The sequence below is a fragment of the Oerskovia sp. Root918 genome, from assembly GCF_001428945.1.
Lineage (GTDB): Bacteria > Actinomycetota > Actinomycetes > Actinomycetales > Cellulomonadaceae > Oerskovia > Oerskovia enterophila.
Genome location: NZ_LMJG01000002.1, coordinates 170,862 through 191,368 on the forward strand (window position 1 = coordinate 170,862; position 20,507 = coordinate 191,368).

At 73.0% G+C, this 20,507-nt stretch carries 15 protein-coding genes; 2 read left to right on the plus strand and 13 right to left on the minus strand.

Features of this window, described 5'->3' with window-relative positions; translation table 11 throughout:
- Window positions 1-119: 119 nt before the first annotated feature.
- Window positions 120-2,414 (plus strand): glycoside hydrolase family 3 N-terminal domain-containing protein, encoded by a 2,295-nt coding sequence (locus ASE27_RS05570; protein WP_056647217.1) that lies wholly within the window; start codon window positions 120-122, stop codon window positions 2,412-2,414.
- Window positions 2,415-2,546: 132 nt separating this feature from the next.
- Here ASE27_RS05570 and ASE27_RS05575 read toward each other — a convergent pair whose 3' ends face one another.
- The 13 genes from ASE27_RS05575 to ASE27_RS05635 form a co-directional block, all read right to left on the minus strand.
- Window positions 2,547-5,516, minus strand: coding sequence for a glycoside hydrolase family 48 protein (locus ASE27_RS05575; protein ID WP_056647223.1), 2,970 nt, complete (start codon window positions 5,514-5,516; stop codon window positions 2,547-2,549).
- 250 nt (window positions 5,517-5,766) lie between these two features.
- The gene (locus tag ASE27_RS05580) at window positions 5,767-6,411 is read right to left on the minus strand and encodes an NUDIX hydrolase (RefSeq protein WP_056647226.1); all 645 of its coding nucleotides are present in this window, start codon (window positions 6,409-6,411) and stop codon (window positions 5,767-5,769) included.
- 1 nt (window position 6,412) lies between these two features.
- Window positions 6,413-8,089 (minus strand): CTP synthase, encoded by a 1,677-nt coding sequence (locus ASE27_RS05585; RefSeq protein WP_056647229.1) that lies wholly within the window; start codon window positions 8,087-8,089, stop codon window positions 6,413-6,415.
- A gap of 207 nt (window positions 8,090-8,296) precedes the next feature.
- Window positions 8,297-9,982, minus strand: a complete 1,686-nt coding sequence (gene murJ, locus ASE27_RS05590) for a murein biosynthesis integral membrane protein MurJ (protein ID WP_235534560.1) — start codon at window positions 9,980-9,982, stop codon at window positions 8,297-8,299.
- A complete protein-coding gene (locus ASE27_RS05595; protein ID WP_056647232.1) occupies window positions 9,979-10,902 on the minus strand; it encodes a hypothetical protein in 924 nt (307 codons plus the stop codon). The genes murJ and ASE27_RS05595 overlap by 4 nt, the downstream gene beginning before the upstream one ends.
- A 3-nt stretch (window positions 10,903-10,905) precedes the next feature.
- Window positions 10,906-11,979 carry a copper transporter gene (locus tag ASE27_RS05600; RefSeq protein ID WP_056647235.1) on the minus strand — a complete coding sequence of 358 codons (1,074 nt, stop codon included), beginning with the start codon at window positions 11,977-11,979 and terminating at the stop codon, window positions 10,906-10,908.
- Between the two features lie 85 nt (window positions 11,980-12,064).
- The gene (gene steA, locus ASE27_RS05605) at window positions 12,065-13,249 is read right to left on the minus strand and encodes a putative cytokinetic ring protein SteA (protein ID WP_056647238.1); all 1,185 of its coding nucleotides are present in this window, start codon (window positions 13,247-13,249) and stop codon (window positions 12,065-12,067) included.
- Between the two features lie 5 nt (window positions 13,250-13,254).
- A complete protein-coding gene (gene recN / locus ASE27_RS05610; protein WP_056647334.1) occupies window positions 13,255-15,003 on the minus strand; it encodes a DNA repair protein RecN in 1,749 nt (582 codons plus the stop codon).
- A gap of 2 nt (window positions 15,004-15,005) precedes the next feature.
- Entirely contained in the window at window positions 15,006-16,007 is a 1,002-nt protein-coding gene (locus ASE27_RS05615) for an NAD kinase (RefSeq protein WP_056647241.1), read from the minus strand.
- Entirely contained in the window at window positions 16,004-17,071 is a 1,068-nt protein-coding gene (locus ASE27_RS05620; RefSeq protein WP_082608577.1) for a TlyA family RNA methyltransferase, read from the minus strand. The genes ASE27_RS05615 and ASE27_RS05620 overlap by 4 nt, the downstream gene beginning before the upstream one ends.
- Window positions 17,072-17,073: 2 nt before the next feature.
- Complete coding sequence (locus tag ASE27_RS05625; RefSeq protein ID WP_056647244.1) at window positions 17,074-17,304, minus strand: hypothetical protein; 231 nt, start codon at window positions 17,302-17,304, stop codon at window positions 17,074-17,076.
- A 113-nt stretch (window positions 17,305-17,417) separates the two neighbouring features.
- Window positions 17,418-18,434: an HAD-IIA family hydrolase gene (locus ASE27_RS05630; RefSeq protein WP_056647247.1), complete on the minus strand. Its 1,017-nt coding sequence runs from the start codon at window positions 18,432-18,434 to the stop codon at window positions 17,418-17,420.
- The gene (locus tag ASE27_RS05635; protein WP_056647251.1) at window positions 18,431-19,255 is read right to left on the minus strand and encodes a hypothetical protein; all 825 of its coding nucleotides are present in this window, start codon (window positions 19,253-19,255) and stop codon (window positions 18,431-18,433) included. Before ASE27_RS05635 ends, ASE27_RS05630 begins: the two co-directional genes overlap by 4 nt.
- 24 nt (window positions 19,256-19,279) lie before the next feature.
- On the opposite strand from ASE27_RS05635, the gene ASE27_RS20165 reads away from it, so the two are divergent.
- Complete coding sequence (locus ASE27_RS20165; RefSeq protein WP_157257395.1) at window positions 19,280-20,230, plus strand: hypothetical protein; 951 nt, start codon at window positions 19,280-19,282, stop codon at window positions 20,228-20,230.
- Window positions 20,231-20,507: the final 277 nt, after the last annotated feature.

Genomic DNA, 20,507 nt, shown 5'->3' on the forward strand with positions numbered 1-20,507 from the left:
CCGTCATGACAATTACCTATCAGTGTATGGTTTTCTCGAACCGTCCGACGACTGCCTGCTCGGATCGATTCGACCGCACCGTTCGCGCCACCGTCGTCGTCTCCGAAGGGACCCCGCACATGTCCGACCTCCTGCCCTACCAGGACCCCTCGCGGCCCGTCGCCGAGCGCGTCGCCGACCTCGTCGGGCGCATGACGCTCCCGGAGAAGGTCGGGCAGATGATGCAGCTCAACGCCGCCGACGGTGTCGAGCGGCTCGTGAACGAGGTGCACGTCGGCTCGATCCTGCACACGTCCCCCGAGAACGCGCTGCTGGCGCACGAGCTCACGTCGCGCAGCCGCCTGCAGATCCCGCTGCTCATCGCCGAGGACTGCATCCACGGGCACTCGTTCTGGCTCGGTGCGACGATCTACCCGACCCAGCTCGGCATGGCCGCGACCTGGAGCGCCGAGCTCCTCGAGCGCGTGGCCCGGGCCACCGCGGTCGAGGTCGCCGCGACGGGCATCCACTGGACCTTCTCCCCCGTGCTGTGCATCACGCGCGACCTGCGCTGGGGCCGCGTGAGCGAGACGTTCGGCGAGGACCCGTTCCTCATCGGCGAGCTCGCGTCCGCGATGGTCCGGGGCTACCAGGGCGACGGGCTCGACGACCCGACGGCGATCCTCGCGACCGCCAAGCACTTCGCGGGCTACTCCGAGACCCAGGGCGGGCGCGACGCGACCGAGGCCGACATCTCGCGCCGCAAGCTGCGTTCCTGGTTCCTCCCGCCGTTCGAGCGCGTCGCGCGCGAGGGATGCCGGACCTTCATGCTGGGCTACCAGTCGATGGACGGCGTGCCGATCACGGTCAACGAGTGGCTGCTCAGCGACGTGCTCCGCGGCGAGTGGGGGTACACCGGCACCCTCGTCACGGACTGGGACAACGTGGGCCGGATGGTCTGGGAGCAGCACATCCAGCCCGACCACACGCACGCGGCCGCGGCCGCGGTGCGCGCCGGGAACGACATGGTCATGACCACGCCCCAGTTCTTCGAGGGGGCCCAGGAGGCCGTGCGCCAGGGCCTGCTGGACGAGGCTCAGCTCGATGCCGCGGTCGCTCGCATCCTCGCGCTCAAGTTCGAGCTCGGCCTGTTCGAGAACCCTCGTCGCCCCGACCCGGAGCGCCAGGCCCAGGTCGTCGGCTCGTCCGAGCACGCCGACCTCAACCTCGAGGTCGCACGCCGCTCGCTCGTGCTGCTCACGAACGACGGGACGCTCCCCCTCGACGGCGGGCTCGTCGCGGGACCGGACGGCCGCGCGGCCGCCGCGAGCGCCGGCGCCCCGACCCGGCGGATCGCAGTCGTGGGACCCAACGCCGACGACCCGCACACCCAGCAGGGCGACTGGGCCGGGGCGTCCGGGCAGGTCGACTGGCTGCCCGACGGCCACCCGCGCGAGATGACCCAGACCGTGCTCGACGGCTTCCGGGACCACGTCCCCGCCAGCTGGGAGGTCACGCACGCCCGCGGCGCGGACATCCTCACCCTGGTCCCGGACCCCGAGGGCGAGCTCTTCCCCGACGGGCAGCCGCGCCCCCAGGTCGTCCAGCCCGCCGAGCCCGACGCGGCCATGATCGCCGAGGCCGTCGCGTCCGCCCGCGACGCCGACCTCGTCGTCGCGGTCGTGGGTGACCGCATCGAGCTGGTCGGCGAGGGCCGCTCGACCGCGACGCTCGACCTCGTGGGCGCGCAGGTCGCCCTGCTCGACGCGCTCGCAGAGACCGGCACGCCGCTCGTCGTCGTGGTCGTGGCCTCCAAGCCCCTCGTCCTGCCGCCCTCGGCCCGGGACGCCGCGGCGATCGTCTGGGCCGCGAACCCCGGCATGCGCGGCGGGCGAGCGGTCGCCGAGCTCGTCCTGGGGCTGATCGAGCCCTCGGGCCGCCTGCCCCTGTCGTTCGCGGAGCACGTCGGGCAGCTGCCCGTCTTCTACAACCAGCTCCCGGGCCAGCACGGCACGCGCTACGCCGACCTCACGCAGCGCCCGCCCTTCGCGTTCGGCGAGGGCCTGAGCTACACCACGGTCGAGTACGCGGACCTCTCGGTCCTCGACGCCGTGGTCGGGCGCGAGGACACCGTCCGGGCGCAGGTCACGGTGAGCAACACCGGGACCCGGCCCGCGCGCGAGACCGTCCAGGTCTACGTCCGGGACACGGTCACCTCGGTCACGTGGGCCGAGAAGGAGCTCAAGGCCTACCGTCAGGTCGACCTGGCACCGGGCGAGTCCCAGGTGGTCGACCTCGAGGTCGCCGTGGCGGACTGCACGCTCGTCGACGCCCAGGGGCGTCGCGTCGTCGAGCCCGGGGCGTTCGAGCTGCTGGTCGGCCCGTCGTCGCGCGACGAGGTCCTGCTCGTGGGCGAGTTCACGGTCAAGGGCTGAGCCGGGCGCCCCGCCGGTCAGGCGGCGGGAGCGCAGGGGCACGACGAGGGCCCGACGGCGGTACGCGCCGTCGGGCCCTCGTCCTTCCTCGCAGGGCGGCGCACGGGACGAGCGCCACCACCGACCGTCAGGTCACGGCGCGGCGCACGTGACCGACGCGCTCGTCGGCGGGGTGCCCGTGCCGATGAACCCGAACGACGTCGAGCCCCCGGCTGCGAGACTGCCGTTCCACGACAGGTTGCTCGCCGTGACGACCGAGCCGGACACGGTGTGCGAGGCACCCCAGAGCTGGCTGACCGCGGCGGGGGCGAGGTCCCAGCGCACGGTCCACCCCGTGACGGGGGCGTTGCCCGCGGACACGGTGACCTCGCCCTGGAATCCTCCCGACCACGAGCCGGTCGTACGGTAGGCCGCCGTGCACGCCCCGGTCGGCACGGGTGCTGTGGTCGCCGAGACGGCCGTCGAGCGCGCCGAGACGTTCCCCGCGGCGTCGCGCGCCGCGACGCTGAACGAGTACCCGGTCGCGGGCTGCAGGCCCGTGACGGTGTGGCTCGTGCCCGCGACCGTCGCGACCTTGACCGTGCCCTGGTAGACGTCGTACCCCGTGACGCCGACCGCGTCGCTCGACGCGTCCCAGGTGAGCGGCACGGACGTCGTCGTCACGGTCCCGGCTCGCAGCCCCGCAGGGGCGGAGGGCGGGGTCGTGTCGGCGGTCGGAGGCCGGGTCGTGGCCGTCACGGGGCTCGACGGCGCGGACAGGTTGCCCGCCGCGTCGCGCGCCTTGACCGCGTAGACGTATGCCGTCGCCGGCGACAGGCCCGTGTCGGTGAAGATCGTCCCGGTCGCGGTCCCGACCACGACACCGTCGCGCAGGACGTCGTACCCCGTGACACGCACGTCGTCGGTCGACGAGGTCCACGTGAGGGTCGCGCTCGACGAGGTCGTCGACGCGACGGCGAGCGCCGTCGGCACGGTCGGCGCCGTGGTGTCCTCACCGGCAGGCTCGCCGAAGAACCGGTCGTAGCTCGCGAGCGCCACAGCCACCGCGGACTGCGCCCAGAAGCGGTGGTACCGGAACGCGGGCGCCTCTCCCCCGTCGAGGTAGGCCTGGACCTTGGGCCAGTCCGGGTCGTCGCGGTAGAAGCTGCGCAGGTCGAGGAAGCTCACGCCGGGCTCGATCTCGTCGCCGTTGGGCATGGTGCCCTGCCACCCGGACGGGACGTAGACGCCGTCTCCGGTCGTCGTGGTCAGCACGTCGTCGAAGCGCTTGTAGTCCTCGCGCACCTCGACCGCCGAGACGCCCTTGTCGTCGCGGTTGTGCTCCCAGATCGAGTCGAGCAGGGACTTGGCGACGGCCTGGGCCTCGTCGTCGTGCGCCGCTGCGGCGTAGTGGATCAGCGTCCCGGCGAGCGCCGCGGCGACGCCGACGTCCTGGCCGTGCGAGATCACCTCGACGTGCAGGCCGGAGTTGTCGCCCGGGTTCGCGGCGTCCCACGCGTCGGGCGCGCCGGTCCAGCGCAGGGTCGAGGGAACGGCCCAGTCGGCGCCGCCCGTCGCCTGCGTGTTCGCGATCGCCCACGGGACCCACCTGTCGAGCAGCGCCTTGGCCTGCGCGTCCCCCGACTCGTGGTAGAGCTGCGCGACACGCTCCATGGACCAGACCTGCATGCCGAACCACTGGTTCGAGGGCGGGTCGCTGTAGACGGGCGCCTCCTGGTAGGCCATGCCGTAGAAGGTCGGCGTGCCCACCGGCGGCGTGCCGTAGGCACCGCCCCAGCTGTTGGTCGCCCCGCCCGCGATCCCGCCCTCGTCGGACTGGAGCCACTGGTAGAACTCGAGCTGACGCTCGAGGCTCGTGGACCAGTCGTCGACGGCGGTCGGCGACTGCGGCTCGAGGGCAGGCGACGTGGACAGCGCCCACGCGGCCATCGGGTTCTGGTAGCCGAAGTGCGCGTGGCTGGACCCGATGCGCCATGCCCACCCGGCGGCCGGGTCGAGCGCCCCGCCCCACGCGTAGTACCAGGACATCAGGTAGTGCGCAGAGTTCTTGCCCGTCCCGGCCGGGCAGCTCGGGGACGTGCAGCCCGGCTGCTTGAAGTACTTGTCGAACATCGCGTAGCGCAGGTAGTCGCCCATCTTCGCGGCCTTGGCCACGGTCGCCGCCACCGCCTCCGGCTGCCCCTGCTCGGTCGCCCAGGTGTGTGCCCAGTAGGCGGCCTCGACCGCACGCGCGTCGGCGTCGGACGCGTTGGTGTACTTCCACTGCTTCGCGTAGCTCGAGTCCCCGGTGAACAGGTCGAGGAAGCCGTTGGTCCCGCCGAACGAGAAGTCCTCGCACGACGGCTGCGGCACGGTCTCCCAGACCGACTCCTGCGTCCCGCGCTGGAACGTGTTGATGTACGACGTGCCCTCGCTGTCGGGCCCCAGGAGACAGCCCGCTCCGGGCGCCGCGCCGAACCCGTAGGTGTTGTCGACGTCCGCGAGCCAGTGCATGCCGTAGACGTCCGAGGTCCCGTACGTCGCCTTGAGCTCGTTCGCGAGCGGGTCGACCCCGGACCGGACCCCGCTGTTCAGGGCGGCCGGGTACTTGCTCGGGTGGTCGTACTCCGCGGCGTAGGTCGCGGGGCTCTGGGGGTTGTAGAACGAGTTGGTCGGCTGGTCCTCGTGCTGCGGGATCATGTACGTCTCCATCGTCGCCCAGGCGTCGTTGAAGCTCGTCCAGTCCGCGGTGGCACGGCCGTAGGCCGCCTCGAGCCAGAGCCAGAAGCTGTACGCCTCGGACGTGGTCTCGTGGCCGTGGTCGGGGGCCTCGACGATGAGGGTCTCGACCGAGTGGTACGGGATGCCCTGCGGGCTGAAGTAGCCGTTCGCGGGGTCGTGGATCTCGTCGTACATCTCGAGGAAGCGCTCGGCGTACTCGGAGCTGACGGCCACGCGCGGCGCGGCGGTCGCGGTGCTCACCGTCGTGCTCGCGCGGGGCGCCCCCTCGGCTGCGGGGGCCGCGCCCGCGGGCTGGACCGCGGCGAGGGCGAGGAGCGACAGCAGCGCGGCGCCGGCCGTCGAGGCCGCCGCCCGTCTGTGCCGCCGGAGGGATCGTGACATCTGACTACCTCTCTGGGTGACGTCGCGCCCGGGGGCCGCGCTCGTCCGCGGGACGGCGTCGTCCTCGCGGGCTGGAAGCGCTCCCACATCGTCGGTGATGCGGGGCGACACACCTGGACACTGCGGCCGGCGGGGCACGGGGTCAACGCACCTAAACCTTTCGGTCCACGGGCGCAGGCCCGAGGTGCGACGAGGGCCCGACGGCGCGTGACGCCGTCGGGCCCTCGTGTGCTGTTCCGCGGTGCGCGCCTCAGGCGCGGGGGTCTCCCCCGCGCCGCTCGGGCCACGGGCTGTCCGCGGGGCGCAGCGACGACCACCCGGTCGCGCGCGCGGCAGCAGCCGCCAGGACCCCGACGACGGCCGACGGGTTGTGCAGGTCCCCGGCCAGGACCGCGGACACCGCCTCGTCGAGCGGGACCCAGCGCAGCTCCATGCCGAGCTCCTCGGCCTCGCGCGCGTGGCGCTCGGCCGCAGGCACCTCGGAGAGGTCCCGCGCGAGGAAGACCCGCAGGGCCTCGTTGCTGCCGCCCGGGGTCGTGTAGTAGTCCGCGAGGACGTCCCAGCGTGCGGCGCGCAGGTCGGTCTCCTCGAGCAGCTCGCGCGCGGCCGCGACCTGCGCGTCCTCGCCGTCCACGTCGAGCAGGCCCGCCGGCGGCTCCCACAGCTCGCGCCGCACCGGGTGACGGTACTGGTGCAGGAGCAGGACCCGCTCGTCCTCGTCGAGAGCGACGATCGCGACCGCCCCGGGGTGGTCGACGAACTCGCGCGTCACCACGCCGCCCTCGCCCAGGTCGACCTGCTCCGAGCGCAGGTCGAAGATGCGTCCCGCGTGCAGGACGCGCGCCTCGCTGACGTCCCGGGCGACCGGGACGTCAGCGAGCGGGCGGACCGTCACCTCAGGCCGTCCGAGCCTCGAGCGCCGCCGCGACCAGTCCCGCGAACAGCGGGTGGGCGCGCGTCGGACGGCTCTTGAACTCGGGGTGCGCCTGCGTGCTCACGTAGTACGGGTGCACGTCCTGGGGAAGCTCGACGAACTCGACGAGCGAGGAGTCGGGCGAGGTGCCGGAGATGACCAGGCCGGCCTCCTCGAGCTGCGCGCGGTAGGCGTTGTTGACCTCGTAGCGGTGGCGGTGACGCTCGGTCACCGACTCCGCGCCGTAGGTCGTGGCGACCACGGAGCCCGGCGTCAGCGCGGCCTCGTACGAGCCCAGGCGCATGGTGCCGCCCAGGTCGCCAGCACCGTCGACGATCGCGAGCTGCTCCTCCATCGTGGCGATGACCGGGTTCTTGCTCTCCGGGTCGAACTCGCTCGACGACGCGTCCTCGATGCCGAGCACGTTGCGGGCGTACTCGATGACCATGGACTGCAGGCCCAGGCAGATGCCGAGCGTCGGGATCCGGTTCTCGCGGGCCCAGCGCAGCGCGCCGAGCTTGCCCTCGATGCCGCGCACGCCGAACCCGCCCGGGACCAGGATCGCGTCGGCGCCACCGAGCGCGTCCGCGGCCCCCTCGGGCGTCTGGCACTCGTCGGACGGGACCCACCGGATGGTGACCTTGGCGTCGTTGGCGAAGCCACCCGCACGCAGCGCCTCGGTCACGGACAGGTACGCGTCCGGCAGGTCGATGTACTTGCCGACGAGCGCGACCTCGACCTGGTGCTCGGGCTGGTGCACGCGCTCGAGGAGCTGCGACCACCCGTCCCAGTCCACGTCGCGGAACGCGAGACCCAGGCGGCGCACGACGTACGCGTCGAGGCCCTCGGAGTGCAGCACGCGCGGGATGTCGTAGATGCTCGGGGCGTCGATCGCGTTGACCACGGCCTCGTTGTCCACGTCGCACATCAGCGCGATCTTGCGCTTGACGGGCTCGGGGACCACGCGGTCCGCGCGCAGGACGATCGCGTCCGGCTGGATACCGATCGAGCGCAGGGCCGCGACCGAGTGCTGCGTGGGCTTGGTCTTGAGCTCGCCCGACGGGCCGATGTACGGCACCAGCGAGACGTGCAGGAAGAAGACGTCGTCGCGGCCCAGCTCGTGTCGGACCTGACGGGCGGCCTCGAGGAAGGGCTGGGACTCGATGTCGCCGACCGTGCCGCCGATCTCCGTGATGATCACGTCGACGTCCTCGCCCGCCTGGGCGCGCATGCGCGACTTGATCTCGTCGGTGATGTGCGGGATGACCTGCACCGTGTCGCCCAGGTACTCGCCACGACGCTCCTTGGCGATGACCTGCGAGTAGACCTGGCCCGTCGTCACGTTGGACGAGGCCGGGAGCTCGACGTCGAGGAAGCGCTCGTAGTGCCCGATGTCGAGGTCCGTCTCGGCGCCGTCCTCGGTCACGAAGACCTCACCGTGCTGGAACGGGTTCATGGTGCCGGGATCGACGTTGAGGTAGGGGTCGAGCTTCTGCATCGTGACGCGCAGGCCACGGGATCGGAGCAAGCGACCCAGGCTCGAAGCCGTCAGCCCCTTACCGAGAGAGGAGGCCACGCCGCCGGTCACGAAGATGTGCCGGGTGCTGTGGTCCGAGCGGCCGCCGTTGACGGCGAGGGGTCTGTTCAGGTGATCTGCCACGGAACTCCATGCTATCAGCGACTTGTCGGGGGCGCTCCGGATCCAGCGTGGGATGACTCTCAGTCGGGCGCTCGTCCACCAGTCTGCGCCAGGTGCCGGCGGTGTGCCGGACGACCGCGGAGGCACGCGGTCCCGACGGCGGAGCCCACCGCTCCGGTCGACCGAAGGGGCAGGTCGGTCAGCGACCGACCGACGAGCTCCCCACGACTAGCTCGGGTCCGCGACCTTCGGCGCGCTCCCCCGGCCGCGACGCGCCAGCCCGACGACCGACGACCTGTCCGCGACCAACGCCAGCCCGACGACGAGCACGGCCGCGACCAGCGCGACCCCGACGCCCACGGCGAGCGCCACGGCGACGTGCGCGTCGTCGGGCAGGAGGGCCGCGCTGAGACCCCGGCCTGCCGCACCGCCGAGCGCCACGCCCACGACCAGCACGGCCAGCGTGCGAGGCACGCCGCGCACCGCCTCGGGGCCCGCGTGGCGGCGCACCGCGAGCAGGAGCAGGAGTCCCGCGACGCTCATGCCCACCGCGGTCGCGAGGCCGAGGAGCGCGAGCACCCGCACCTGGTCGCCCTCCCCGAGCGTCGCAGGGCCTGCGACGGCCAGCAGCGCGACGACCACCCAGCCGGTCGCGGTCGCCGCGACGGCCGCGCGCTGACGGTCCAGGACGTAGAGCGCCCGCGACAGGTGCAGGATCAGCGCGAAGCCCACGATGCCCGGCGCCATCGCTGCGGTGGCCGTGCCCAGGCCCTCGACCGATGAGCCGGCGACGACGGCGAAGACCGACTCGACCGCAGCAGAGGCCGCCACGAGCGCGGCCACCCCCACGCCCGAGACGAGGAGGATGGTTCGCGTCGTCGACGCCAGCAACCTGCTGAAGAGCTCGTGGCTCCCCTGGGCGACGTGCTCGGCCAGGCGCGGGAACGCGCTCGTGGCGAGCGGGAACGCGAGCACCGCGTACGGCAGCAGGTAGACCTGCTGCGCGTAGAAGTACGTCGGGAACGTCTCCTCGGGACCGAAGTTGTTGGCCGCGTACATGGCCGCGAGCACCGACACCTGCTGCGCGACGAGCGCCCCCACCCCGGCGAACGCCAGGTTGCGGGCCCGGACGCCCTCGCCGCCGGGGAAGCGCAGGGTCGGGCGCAGCCGCGTCCCGGTTCGGGCGACGGGGACGACCAGAGGCAGGGCCAGCGCCGCGACCCCGAGCGTCGTCCCCCAGCCCAGCCAGGCGATCGCGTCCGTGGACAGTGCAGCGACGTCCGCCTGGTTCCCGTCGGCCATGCCCGCGAACACCAGATACACCGCGATGACCACGACGCTCGACACGAGCGGGGCGAACGCCTGCCAGAAGAAGCGCTTGTGCGCCTGGAGGATCCCGCCGAGGATCACCGCGAGCCCGTACAGGGGGATCTGCAGGGCGAACACGCGCACGAACAACGCCGTGACGTCGATCAGGTCAGGGTGCTTGTCCATCAGCACGTGCGCGATGGGGTACGCCAGGGCCGCGAGCAGCGCGCCGAGCGGCACGAGGACCAGGAGGGTCCATCCCAGCAGCGCCGACGCGATCCTGGACACGTCGACCCGTGCGCCTCGCGCGATGGGACCGGCGAGCAGAGGCACGACCGCGCCCGCGAGCGCGCCGCCCGCCGCGACCTCGAACAGGACGTTGGGCAGGATGTTGGCCGACGTGTAGGCCGCACCGATGCCCTCGGTCCCGACCGCGGACGCCATGACGAGCGAGCGGGCGAAGCCCACGAGCCGGCTCGCGATCGTCACGGCCGTGATCATGAGGGCCGCGCCCGCGAGCGTCTGCGTCCCCGCACGCACCCGGGAGGTGCGCGCGGGGCGTGGCGCGGGCGCGGTGTCCTGGCCCGGCGTCACGTCCTCGCTCAAGCCGGTGCGTCCTGACCGGACGACGGCTCGTCGACGGACGAAACCGCGGACGGGGCCGACGGCGTCGGGCGAGCGGCAGGTGCCGCAGGACGCCGTCCCCACTGGTCGAACCGGCGCAGCAACGGGTTGCCGTCGATGACCTTCGAGAAGCTGACCTTCTCGCTCGCGACGTTGAGTCCCAGGACCCCGGCGAGCGCGAGGAGACGCACGGCCCGCGGCGTCCCGAAGGCCACCTGGGTGCCCACGAGAGCACCCAGGGCGTTCGCTCCCCCGTCTCCGAGCATGTCTCGCTCGCTCAGGTCGCCGGGGGCGGCGGCCACGGCCGCACCGAGCACGGCGCCCGACGTCGCGCCGACCGGCGTCACCACGAGAGGCAGCGCGAGCGCCGCCCCCGCCTTGAGCGCGCGCCCGGGACGCAGGTCGAGGAGGTTGAAGAGGTTGGCGCTGAGCGCCACGATCGAGCCGTTGACCGCGACGTCGGTCAGGTAGCCGAACGTGGACCCGGTCCTGCGCGTGCCGACGAAGGCTGCGGCGAGGGACGTCGTCCCGATCCCGAGGACCTTGAGGCCCCCCGTGGTCACCTGGCCCTTCAGGAGGGCGCCGACGTGTCCCTTGATGCCCTTGGTTCGCGTCGAGGGGTCCTCCGCGAGGTCGTCGACCAGACCGAAGGCTCCGCCCCCGGCGGTCGCGAGCGCGGTCGCCGTCCGGGTGCGGGCGTCGGGTCCCGCGACGAGAGCGCCCGCGACGAGGCCCGCAGCCACCGCGGGCCCCTCGAGCAGGCTGATGGGTTCGCCCCGGTGGTTGGTGCGCGTCCACCGGTCAGGCCCGCCCGGCGAGACCGTGTCCAGCACGCTGCGCGCTCCACCCGTCACGACGGCCGACACGACGCCTGCGCCGAGGGCGCGGAGGAAGGTGCCCATCGATCAGCCCTCGGTCGTCTCGTTGGCGGCGCCGGCGCCGTCGGTGCCGTCCGTACCCTCGGTGCCGAGCGACGTGTCGGCCGCCCCTGCGGGCGTGCGGTCGACCGGGGGAAGCTGGACGGACGGCGGGATGACCGCGGTCGCGCCCTCCTCGAACCCGAACTGACCCACCTTGTCCCCGATGCGGGCAGCGAGGGCGAGCGGGACGGAGATCTGGCCGGCCGGGGCCTCGATGCCGCTCACGGTCGACAGGACGGCCGCGAGGTCGCCGTCGGCCGTGATCGTGGAGATCAGGTCGCCGGGCACGGGCGTCGAGCCCGCGACGAGCGAGCCCTCCGAGCGCGCCTGGGCCGCCTGCGCGAGCAGGACCTCGATCGAGACCGCGTAGGTGTCGGCCTCCTCGGTCGCGGTCCCGGTCGTGGTGTCGGTCGCCGGGGCGACCTTGCCCTGGGGCGCGAGGAGCAGGACGACGTCCGCAGGGACGTCCTGCTCCTGGACGACCTCGATGAGCTCGGCCTGGGCGAGCTTGAGCTCGATCTGGACCGCCTCGGGGGTGCGCTCCTCGGGTGCCGCGAGCTGCTTCGCCGTGAGGGACGTCGCGAGCCCTGCTGCCAGCTTCTCGTCCGTCCCGGACTCCGTGACCCCGGTCACGAGGTCGGTGATCTCGGTGGCCGTCGCCTTGCGCGCGTCCTCCTGCTTCTTGTCGGTCCACGCACCGTTGAGGCGGACGTGCCCGACGATGCTCGCGCCGGCGCCCTCGAGCTGCTCCTGCACCGCCTCGAAGCGGTCGCCGTCGACGTCGCCGAGGTCCACCACGGCGACGCGCCGGTCCTGGAGCGTGCCCGCGACGAGCTGCGGTCCCGAGGCCACGATGAACTCCTGGTCGTCGGCGACCTTGAGGTTCGTCGCGTCGAGCTGGTCGCGCAGCTCGTTGCGCTCGAGACGCAGCTGCTCGACCTGCCCGGTCAGCTGGTCGCCGATCGCGCCCTGCAGCGGTCCGGCACCCAGGATGATCCCGACCGCCAGCGCCAGGAAGACCGAGATCAACGAGACGATGTGGTACCTGAAGTCGATCACTGTGCTGTTGCGTCCTTCGTGTCCGTGCGGGGCGACGTGCGGGCGGCGCGCGTCAGGGAGGTGGTGGGAGCGTAGGGTCCGGGGCTCATGCGCCCCCGAACAGTGCGCCGATCCACGAGGTGAAGTCGTCGAAGCGGGCACCGATGATGCCGAAGACCGTCTGCCCTGCGGCCGTGGACCACATCGCCATGATCACGGCGAAGAGCCCGGCGAGCGAGAGCAGGGTCAGCTGGAGGTTGGAGATCCGGTGCTGGTAAAGGCGTGAGACGCCCTTGGCGTCGACGAGCTTGCCGCCCACGCGCAGGCGCGTGAGGAACGTGCTGGCCATGCCCGAACGGCCCTTGTCGAGGAACTCGACGAGGGTCGCGTGCGTGCCGACCGCGACGATCAGCTCGGCTCCCTTGTCGTCGGCCATGAGCATGGCGATGTCCTCGCTCGTGCCCGTCGCCGGGAAGACCACGGGCTCGACGCCGAGCGCCTGGACGCGTTCGAGGCCGGGAGCCTTGCCGTCACGGTAGGCGTGCACCACGATCTCGGCGCCGCACGCGAGCGCGCGGTCCGAGACGGAGTCCATGTCGCCCACGATCATGTCGGGCTTCCAGCCCGCGTCGATGATCGCGTCCGCGCCGCCGTCCACGCCGATCAGGATCGGCCGGTACTCCTTGATGTAGGGGCGCAGCGTCGCGAGGTCCTCGCGGTAGTGGTAGCCGCGCACGACGATCAGGACCTGACGGCCCTCGATCACGGTGCGGATGTCCGGCACGCCCACGCCGTCGAGCAGGAGCTCGCGCTCGCGACGCATGTAGTCCATGGTGTTCTCGGCGAAGCGCTCGATCTCCTCGGAGAGCCCCGCGCGCGCCTCGTCGAGGCTGACCGCGATGGTCTCGGAGGTCTGACGGACGCCCTCTGCGAGCAGGTCCTCGCCCGCGAACACCTGGCCGTCCTCGAGGCGCAGCTCACGCCCGTCGGAGATGCTCATGATGCCGCTGCCGAGGTCGTCGATGAGGATGATCCCGGCGTCGACGAGGATCTCCGGGCCCAGGTTCGGGTAGCGCCCCGAGATGGACTTCGCAGCGTTGAGCACCGCGAGAGGCTTGGCGGTGACCAGGGCGTCCGCCGCGACGCGGTCGATGTCGAGGTGGTCGATCACGGCGACGTCACCGGGCTTGAGCCGCTTGGTGAGCGCCTTGGTGCGGGCATCGACTCGTGCGGGGCCGCTGGTTCCCGGCTCCGTCACGTCGGACGTGGATCTGCGCAGACTGATTCTCATCGCGGCTATCGTCCCACGACCGAGGACTCGAGCAGTTCGAGCGCGTGCTGACGGGCCGCGTCCGACTCGTCCTGGCCGGAGAGCATGCGCGCCAGCTCGCGGACGCGCTCCTCGCCCGTGACCTCGTGCACGCCCGTGACTGTGACGGGATCGGCTCCGTCCGCGCCGCCGTGCGACTTGGTCACGACGAGCTGGGAGTCGGCGAACGCGGCCACCTGCGCGAGGTGCGTCACGACGATCACCTGCGCCGACCGCGCGAGCGACGCGAGCCGTCGACCGACCTCGACCGCAGCGCGACCGCCGACGCCCGCGTCGACCTCGTCGAACACGAACGTGGGCAGCGGTGCGGCGGCGTCGGTCCCGGCGTCGGCGCCCGACGTGGCCAGCGCGACCTCGATCGCGAGCATGACGCGCGAGAGCTCACCGCCCGAGGCCCCCTTGCCGAGCGGGCGCGGCGGCGAACCCGGGTGCGGGACGAGCGAGAGGGTCACGACGTCGGCGCCCCACGGGCCCGGCTCGTCGGCGGGCGTCACGTCGACCTCGAGCCGCGAGCCGCCCATGGCCAGGCCCGCGAGCTCCTCGGTCACGGCGTGCGCGAGCCGCTCGCCGGACTCGGTGCGTGACGCGGTGATGCGCGCGCCCAGCGCGGACAGCAGCGCCGTGAGCTCGTCGGCGCGCTCGGTCATCGAGCGCAGGCGCTCTCCGCCGTCGTCGAGGTCCAGCAGACGCAGCCCGGCATCGCTGGCCCAGGTCAGGACGTCGTCGATCGTCTCGCCGTAGGTACGGGTCAGGGCGCTCAGCGCGGCCAGGCGCGTGTGCGCCTGCTCGAGGCCCCCGGGGTCTGCCTGGAGGTCCTCGACGTAGCCCGAGACCTCGGTCGCGATGTCCGCGAGGGCGTACCCGACCCCGGCGATCCGTTCGACGAGACCGGTGAGGCTCGGGTCGAGGTGGCTCGCGGTCTCGAGCGCGCGACGCGCCCGCTCGACGGCGGAGGTCGCGTCACCGGGGACGTCGCCCCCGTCGAGCGCGTCGTCGCCGACGATCGCGTCGTGCGCGGCCTGCGCCCCGAGGCGCAGCTCCTCGGCGTTGCCGAGGCGCGCGACGAGCGACGTGAGCTCGGTGTCCTCGCCCGGCTGGGGGTCCACGCGCTCGATCTCGGTGAGCCCGATGCGCAGCAGCTCGGCCTCGCGCGCGCGCTCCTGGGCGCGCGTGGTCAGGTCGGCGATCTCCTCGAGGAGCCCGCTGCGCTCGGTCCACGCGGCGCGGTACTCCTCGAGGAGCGCCGCGTGGGCCCGGCCCGCGAACGCGTCGAGGGCCACGCGCTGGTGGCTCGGGGTCCGCAGCCGGAGCTGGTCGGCCTGCCCGTGGACGGTCACGAGGTCGTCGGCGATCTCCGCGAGCACGCCCTGGGGCACGCTGCGTCCGCCCAGGTGCGCGCGCGAGCGGCCCTCGGCCGCGACGGTGCGCAGGACCACGACGGTCCCGTCGTCGTCGACGCTGCCGCCTGCCTCGTCGATCCGCTGCCCGACGGCGTCGCGCCCGCTCACGCGCAGGCGCCCCTCGACCACGGCACCGGTCGCGCCGGGGCGGACGGTGGACGGGTCCGCCTTGCCGCCCATGAGAAGGCCGAGGCCGGTCAGGACCATGGTCTTGCCCGCGCCCGTCTCGCCCGTGATGACGGTCAGTCCCGGGTGCAGGGGGACGCGGGCGGAACGGATCACGCCCAGGTTCTCGATCGAGATCTCCTCGAGCACGGTCACTCCCCCTTCGGGTCGGGTGCGGTCGGGTGCCCGCCGTCGGGCCGCTTGGCCGCGTCGACGGCCGCGGTCGCGGCCTGGCGTGCGACGCGGGCGGCCTCGGCGGCGTCCTCGGCCACCCGACCGCGCCACCCCACGACCGGCAGGGAGAACTTGGAGACCAGCCGGTCGGTGAACGGCGCGGTGCTCAGGCGGGCGAGCCGGATCGGCGAGTCACCGCGCCGGACCTCGACACGCGAGCCCGCGGGCAGGTCGATGCGACGGCGCCCGTCGCACGTGAGGACGCCCGGGCCTGCGGAGCGCTGCAGCAGCTCGAGCGCGAACGTCGACGAGGGCCCCACCACGAGGGGCCGGGCGAACAGTGCGTGCGCGGCGAGCGGGACGAGGAGCATGGCGTCGACGTCGGGCCACACGATGGGCCCTCCGGCCGAGAAGGCGTGCGCCGTGGACCCGGTCGCGGTGGACATGACGACGCCGTCGCAGCCGAACGAGGACAACGGGCGGCCGTCGACGCCGATCGCGACCTCGATCATGCGCTCGCGGGACGCCTTCTCGACCGTGGCCTCGTTGAGGGCCCAGCCGACGCGCGGCTCGTCCTCGCCGGGCAGCGTGACACGGACCTCGAGGACGCCTCGTTCCTCGACCACGTAGTCGTGCGCGGCCAGGCGCTGGACCGCGGCGTGCAGCCCTTCGCGCTCTGCCTCCGCAAGGAAGCCGACGTGCCCCAGGTTCACGCCGAGCAGCGGGACGCCGGTGCCGTGCGTGAGCTCGGCCGCGCGCAGGATGGTGCCGTCACCGCCCAGGACCATGACGACCTCGGACTCGGCGACGCCCTCGCGCGTGCGGAGCTGGGCCATGTGGTCGCCGAACGTCTCGGCGAGGTCGTCGTCGTGCAGCCCGACCTCGAAGCCCGCGTCCTGGAGCTCCTTGACCGCCTCGTGCAGCGCGACGACCGCCTCGGGTCGTCCACCGTGCGTGACGATCAGCACTCTCCTGGTCACAGGGCTCCTCCGGTCGATCGGTGCTGGTCCGTGCCGGCGGCACGGTCCACGTGGTCGGTCGCGCGGTCGCGGGGCGACGACTGGTCGCGTGGTCCGGCGTGGTCGCGTGGCGACGACTGGTCGCCGGGCGCCGTGTGCGAGTCTGTCAGGTCGGCGGGCCGGACGCCGTCAGGTTCGGCGGGTTCACCGATCAGCGCGACGAGAGGCCGCTCGCCGAGCGGCGAGCGGACTGCCTGTTCGACCGCGTTCTCGAGCGCGGCACGGTGGGCGTCCTGGTGGGCACCACCTGCCACGTCGCCGACGCGCGGGTCGGGGCGCAGCCACAGGAAGAACTCCCGGTTGCCGCTGGGGCCCGGCAGCGGGCTCGGGATCACGCCGAGCGGGCGCAGGCCCAGACCCTCGGCGTCGAGCGCCACGTCGAGCACGGCACGCGCGTGCAGCGCCGGGTCGCGGACCACTCCCCCGGTGCCCAGCCGTTCGCGGCCGACCTCGAACTGCGGCTTGACCATGAGGAGCAGGTCGGTGCCGGGGCCGACGACCGCGGCCACGGGAGGCAGCACGAGTCGCAACGAGATGAAGGACAGGTCCGCGACGACGACGTCGGGCGTCACGTCGAGGTCGTCCGGGGTCAGGTCGCGCACGTTGAAGCCCTCGCGGACCGAGACGCGCGGGTCGTCCCGCAGCGAGGGGACGAGCTGGTCGTGCCCGACGTCGACGGCCACGACCCCGCGCGCCCCCCGGCGCAGCAAGACGTCGGTGAACCCGCCGGTCGAGGCCCCGAGGTCGAGCCCGTAGGCCCCCTCGATACGGGGAGCCAGATCGGGTGTGCGTGCCCGGACGGCGTCGAGCGCGCCGGCCAGCTTGAACGCGGCACGTGACGCGTACCCCTGGTCGGCGGGGTCGGGATCGACCAGGATCTCCTGGTCAGGCCGGACGGGCAGGGAGGGTTTGGCCACGACGCGTCCGTCGAGACTGACGCGTCCGGCGTCGATCAGCTCGGCGGCACGCCCGCGCGAGCGGGCGAGCCCGCGGCGGACGAGCTCGGCGTCCACGCGTGCGCTCACGCTCAGTCCTCCGCGTCCGCGAGACGGTCCTGCAGTGCCTCGTGGATCGCGTCGAAGACGGTGACGTGGTGCTCGAGGGGCGCGTCGGTCAGCTCGTCGAGCCGGCCGAGGGCCGCGGTGACCGCGTCGTGGGTGGTCTCGTCGCCCGACGGCGTCGCACCGGTCCGCACGTCTCCGGGGGTGGGGACGGGGGTCGGGGTGGGAGCGCCGTCGTCGACGGTGTCCTGCGCCATAGGTGTTCCTCCAGTCCGTGTCCAAGGTCGGGTGCGTCGCACCGGTGGGGTGGAGCGCGGCGGGAAGCCGCACGTCACCGCACCGGTGCAACGCTACCGGTCAGGACAGGATCTCAGGGGTTACCGACAGCGAGCTCGGGGACGGTGTCCGCATCCACCGTGCCGCCTGCGTCGACCGTCGCCCAGGCTGCGCCGCACGCGGCACGGATCAGGTCGACGCCCTGGGGACCCGTCAGCTCGAGCGCGCCGTCGGTCACACGCGCGGCGGACGAGCCGACCGTCCACCAGCCCTCGGCGGCCTGGACCGGTGCCTCGTGGGGCTCCAGGAGGCTCAGGAGGTCGGCGCCGATGTAGTGCGGGCGCAGGCCGGGATCAGCGAGGACCGCGTCGCGGCCCCCGTTGACGCCGGTCAGGACGTGCAGGCCCGGGTACCCGCCCGAGCGCGCACCGGCGAGGTCGGTGTCGAGACGGTCACCGACGACGAGGGGGGACGACGCCCCCGCCCGCTCGACCGCGAGGTGGTACATGGTCGGCGAGGGCTTGCCCGCGCTCGACGGCTCGACCCCCGTGGCCGCCTGGACGGCCCGCACGAGCGAGCCGTTGCCGGGCGCGAAACCACGAGCAGTGGGCAGCGACAGGTCGAGGTTGCTCGCGACGTGCCATGCGCCCCGCTGGATCGCGTACGCGGCCTCGGCGAGCTGTGCCCAGCCGAGCTCGGGCGCGAAGCCCTGCGCGACCGCGACGGGCTCCTCTTCCGCGCTCTCGACGATCACGAAGCCCGCGTCGTGGACGGCCGTGAAGAGGCCCGCCCCGCCGACGACCAGGACCCGAGCCCCCGGCTCGAGCCGGGTCCGCAGGAGCGCGGCGGCGGCCTGAGCGGCCGTCATGACCTCGTCCGAGGACGTGGGGATGTCCAGCTCGGTGAGCTGGGAGGCGACCGACTGCGGCTCGCGCGAGGCGTTGTTCGTCACGAAGACGAGACGCATGCCCGCGGCACGGGCTCCCCCGAGGCCGGTGGCGGCGTTCGGGATGGGCTCGTGGCCGCGGTAGGCGACGCCGTCGAGGTCGACGAGGGCCAGGTCGTAGCGTTCTGCGAGCGGGATGTCGCTCGCGATCAGCCCCAGGCTCACTTGGTCTCCTCGTCGTTCTCCGTGCCCGACGCCGCAGCGTCCGTCTCGTCCGTGGGCGCGGCCTCGGTCTCGGGGCCGTCGGAGGCCGACGACGTGTCGGTCTCTTCCTCGTCGGACGTGTCGGTGTCCGCGTCGGAGGCTTCGTCGGTCTCGTCCTCGTCGATCTCGACCGCATCCTCGGTCAGGTCGTACACGACCACCTCGTCGTCGAGCGACGTGCCGAGCGCGGCAGCCAGTGCGCGCGGGTCGACGTCCGCGAGGATCGCGGCGGCCTCCTCGAGACGACCTGCAGCCTCGAGGACGCTGGCGCGGGCCTGGAGGACTCGCAGTGCGAGGTCGCCCTGCGCCTCGGCAGCGGGGATCTGGTCGAGGACCGCCAGAGCGGCCTCGAACTCACCGAGGTCGGCACGAGCACCGCTCACGACGAGCGCGAGCTCGGTACGACCGTGCGCGTCGAGCGTGCTCGCCTCCTCGGAGGCGGCAAGGGCGAGGGCGCGCTCGGGGCGCTCGAGGCCTCGCTCGCAGTCGGCCATGATCGGGAGGTGCTCCGAGGACCCGTTGAGCCGGCGCACGGTACGCAGCTCACGCAGGGCCTCGGCGTAACGGCCCGTCTGGTAGGCCGTCAGGCCGGCAGCCTCACGCACCACGTCGACGCGGCCGGCACGACGGACGGCGGCCTGAGCGTGCTCGTAGGCGAGCTCGGGGTCCGTGTCGATCAGCTTGCCGGCCATGACCAGGTGGCGTCCGACGACCGTCGCGTTCTCCTTGCTCAGGGTGCGCAGACGCCCGCGCACGTCACGGTCGAGGTCCGAGAACTGCACCGCCTCGTCGATCTCCGGGCCGGCATGACGCTGGTCCTGGGGAGGACGCGACTGACGCTCACCCTGGTCGGCCGAACGCTGGGGGCGGTCACCGTAGCTCTTACGCTCGCCACCACCGGACTGGGGACGGTCGCCATAGGAGCGGCGCTCGCCCGAGCCGGAAGACTGGGGACGGTCGCCATAGCTCTTGCGCTCGCCACCGCCGGACTGGGGACGGTCGCCATAGGAGCGGCGCTCGCCACCACCGTAGGAGCCGCCGCCCGACTGGGGACGGTCACCGTAGGAGCGACGCTCACCCGAGCCGGAAGACTGCGGACGGTCGCCATAGCTCTTGCGCTCGCCACCGCCGGACTGGGGGCGGTCGCCATAGGAGCGGCGCTCGCCACCTCCGTAGGAGCCGCCACTGGACTGGGGGCGGTCACCGTAGCTCTTACGCTCGCCACCACCGGACTGGGGACGGTCGCCATAGGAGCGGCGCTCACCACCACCGTAGRAGCCRCCRCCSGACTGGGGACGGTCGCCATAGGAACGGCGCTCGCCCGAGCCCGAAGACTGCGGACGGTCACCATAGCTCTTACGCTCGCCACCACCGTAGGAGCCRCCRCCSGACTGGGGACGGTCGCCATAGGAGCGGCGCTCACCACCACCGTAGGAGCCACCACCGGACTGGGGACGGTCRCCGTAAGAACGGCGCTCACCGCCACCGGACTGCGGACGGTCGCCATAGGAGCGACGCTCACCCGAGCCCGAGGACTGCGGACGGTCGCCATAGGAGCGACGCTCACCCGAGCCCGAGGACTGCGGACGGTCGCCATAGGAGCGACGCTCACCACCGCCGTAGGAGCCACCACCGGACTGGGGGCGGTCGCCATAGGAGCGACGCTCACCCGAGTCCGGACGACGGTCGCCGCCAGCGCGGGGCGGCTTGCCGCCCGAACCTTCGCGACGGGGGGCTCCCTGACCACGGCCCTGTGAGCCGGAGGAACGACCGGTGTCGCCGGACCGCCCTGCCCCGGAAGACCTACGGTCGCGGTCGTCGGCGTGACGTTCTGGGCTGTCGTTCACAGCGGTGTCCCTTCGATATGCACTGACGTTCATCATCCCACGAGCTGGGTCGTGGGGTCTTGCCCGGTAGGTCACAGGCACGCCAAAGGCCCACCCCGTGTGGGGTGGGCCTTTGGTGAATGGTTGTCCGGCGGCGACCTACTCTCCCACCCCGTCTCCAGGGCAGTACCATCGGCGCAGAGAGGCT

Excerpts from the sequence above, each read along its gene's own strand:
- ASE27_RS05575 (WP_056647223.1), bottom strand. The coding sequence starts at position 5,516 with ATGTCACGATCCCTCCGGCGGCACAGACGGGCGGCGGCCTCGACGGCC.
- ASE27_RS05625 (WP_056647244.1), bottom strand. The coding sequence starts at position 17,304 with ATGGCGCAGGACACCGTCGACGACGGCGCTCCCACCCCGACCCCCGTC.
- steA (WP_056647238.1), bottom strand. The coding sequence starts at position 13,249 with ATGAGAATCAGTCTGCGCAGATCCACGTCCGACGTGACGGAGCCGGGA.
- ASE27_RS05595 (WP_056647232.1), bottom strand. The coding sequence starts at position 10,902 with ATGGGCACCTTCCTCCGCGCCCTCGGCGCAGGCGTCGTGTCGGCCGTC.
- ASE27_RS05570 (WP_056647217.1), top strand. The coding sequence starts at position 120 with ATGTCCGACCTCCTGCCCTACCAGGACCCCTCGCGGCCCGTCGCCGAG.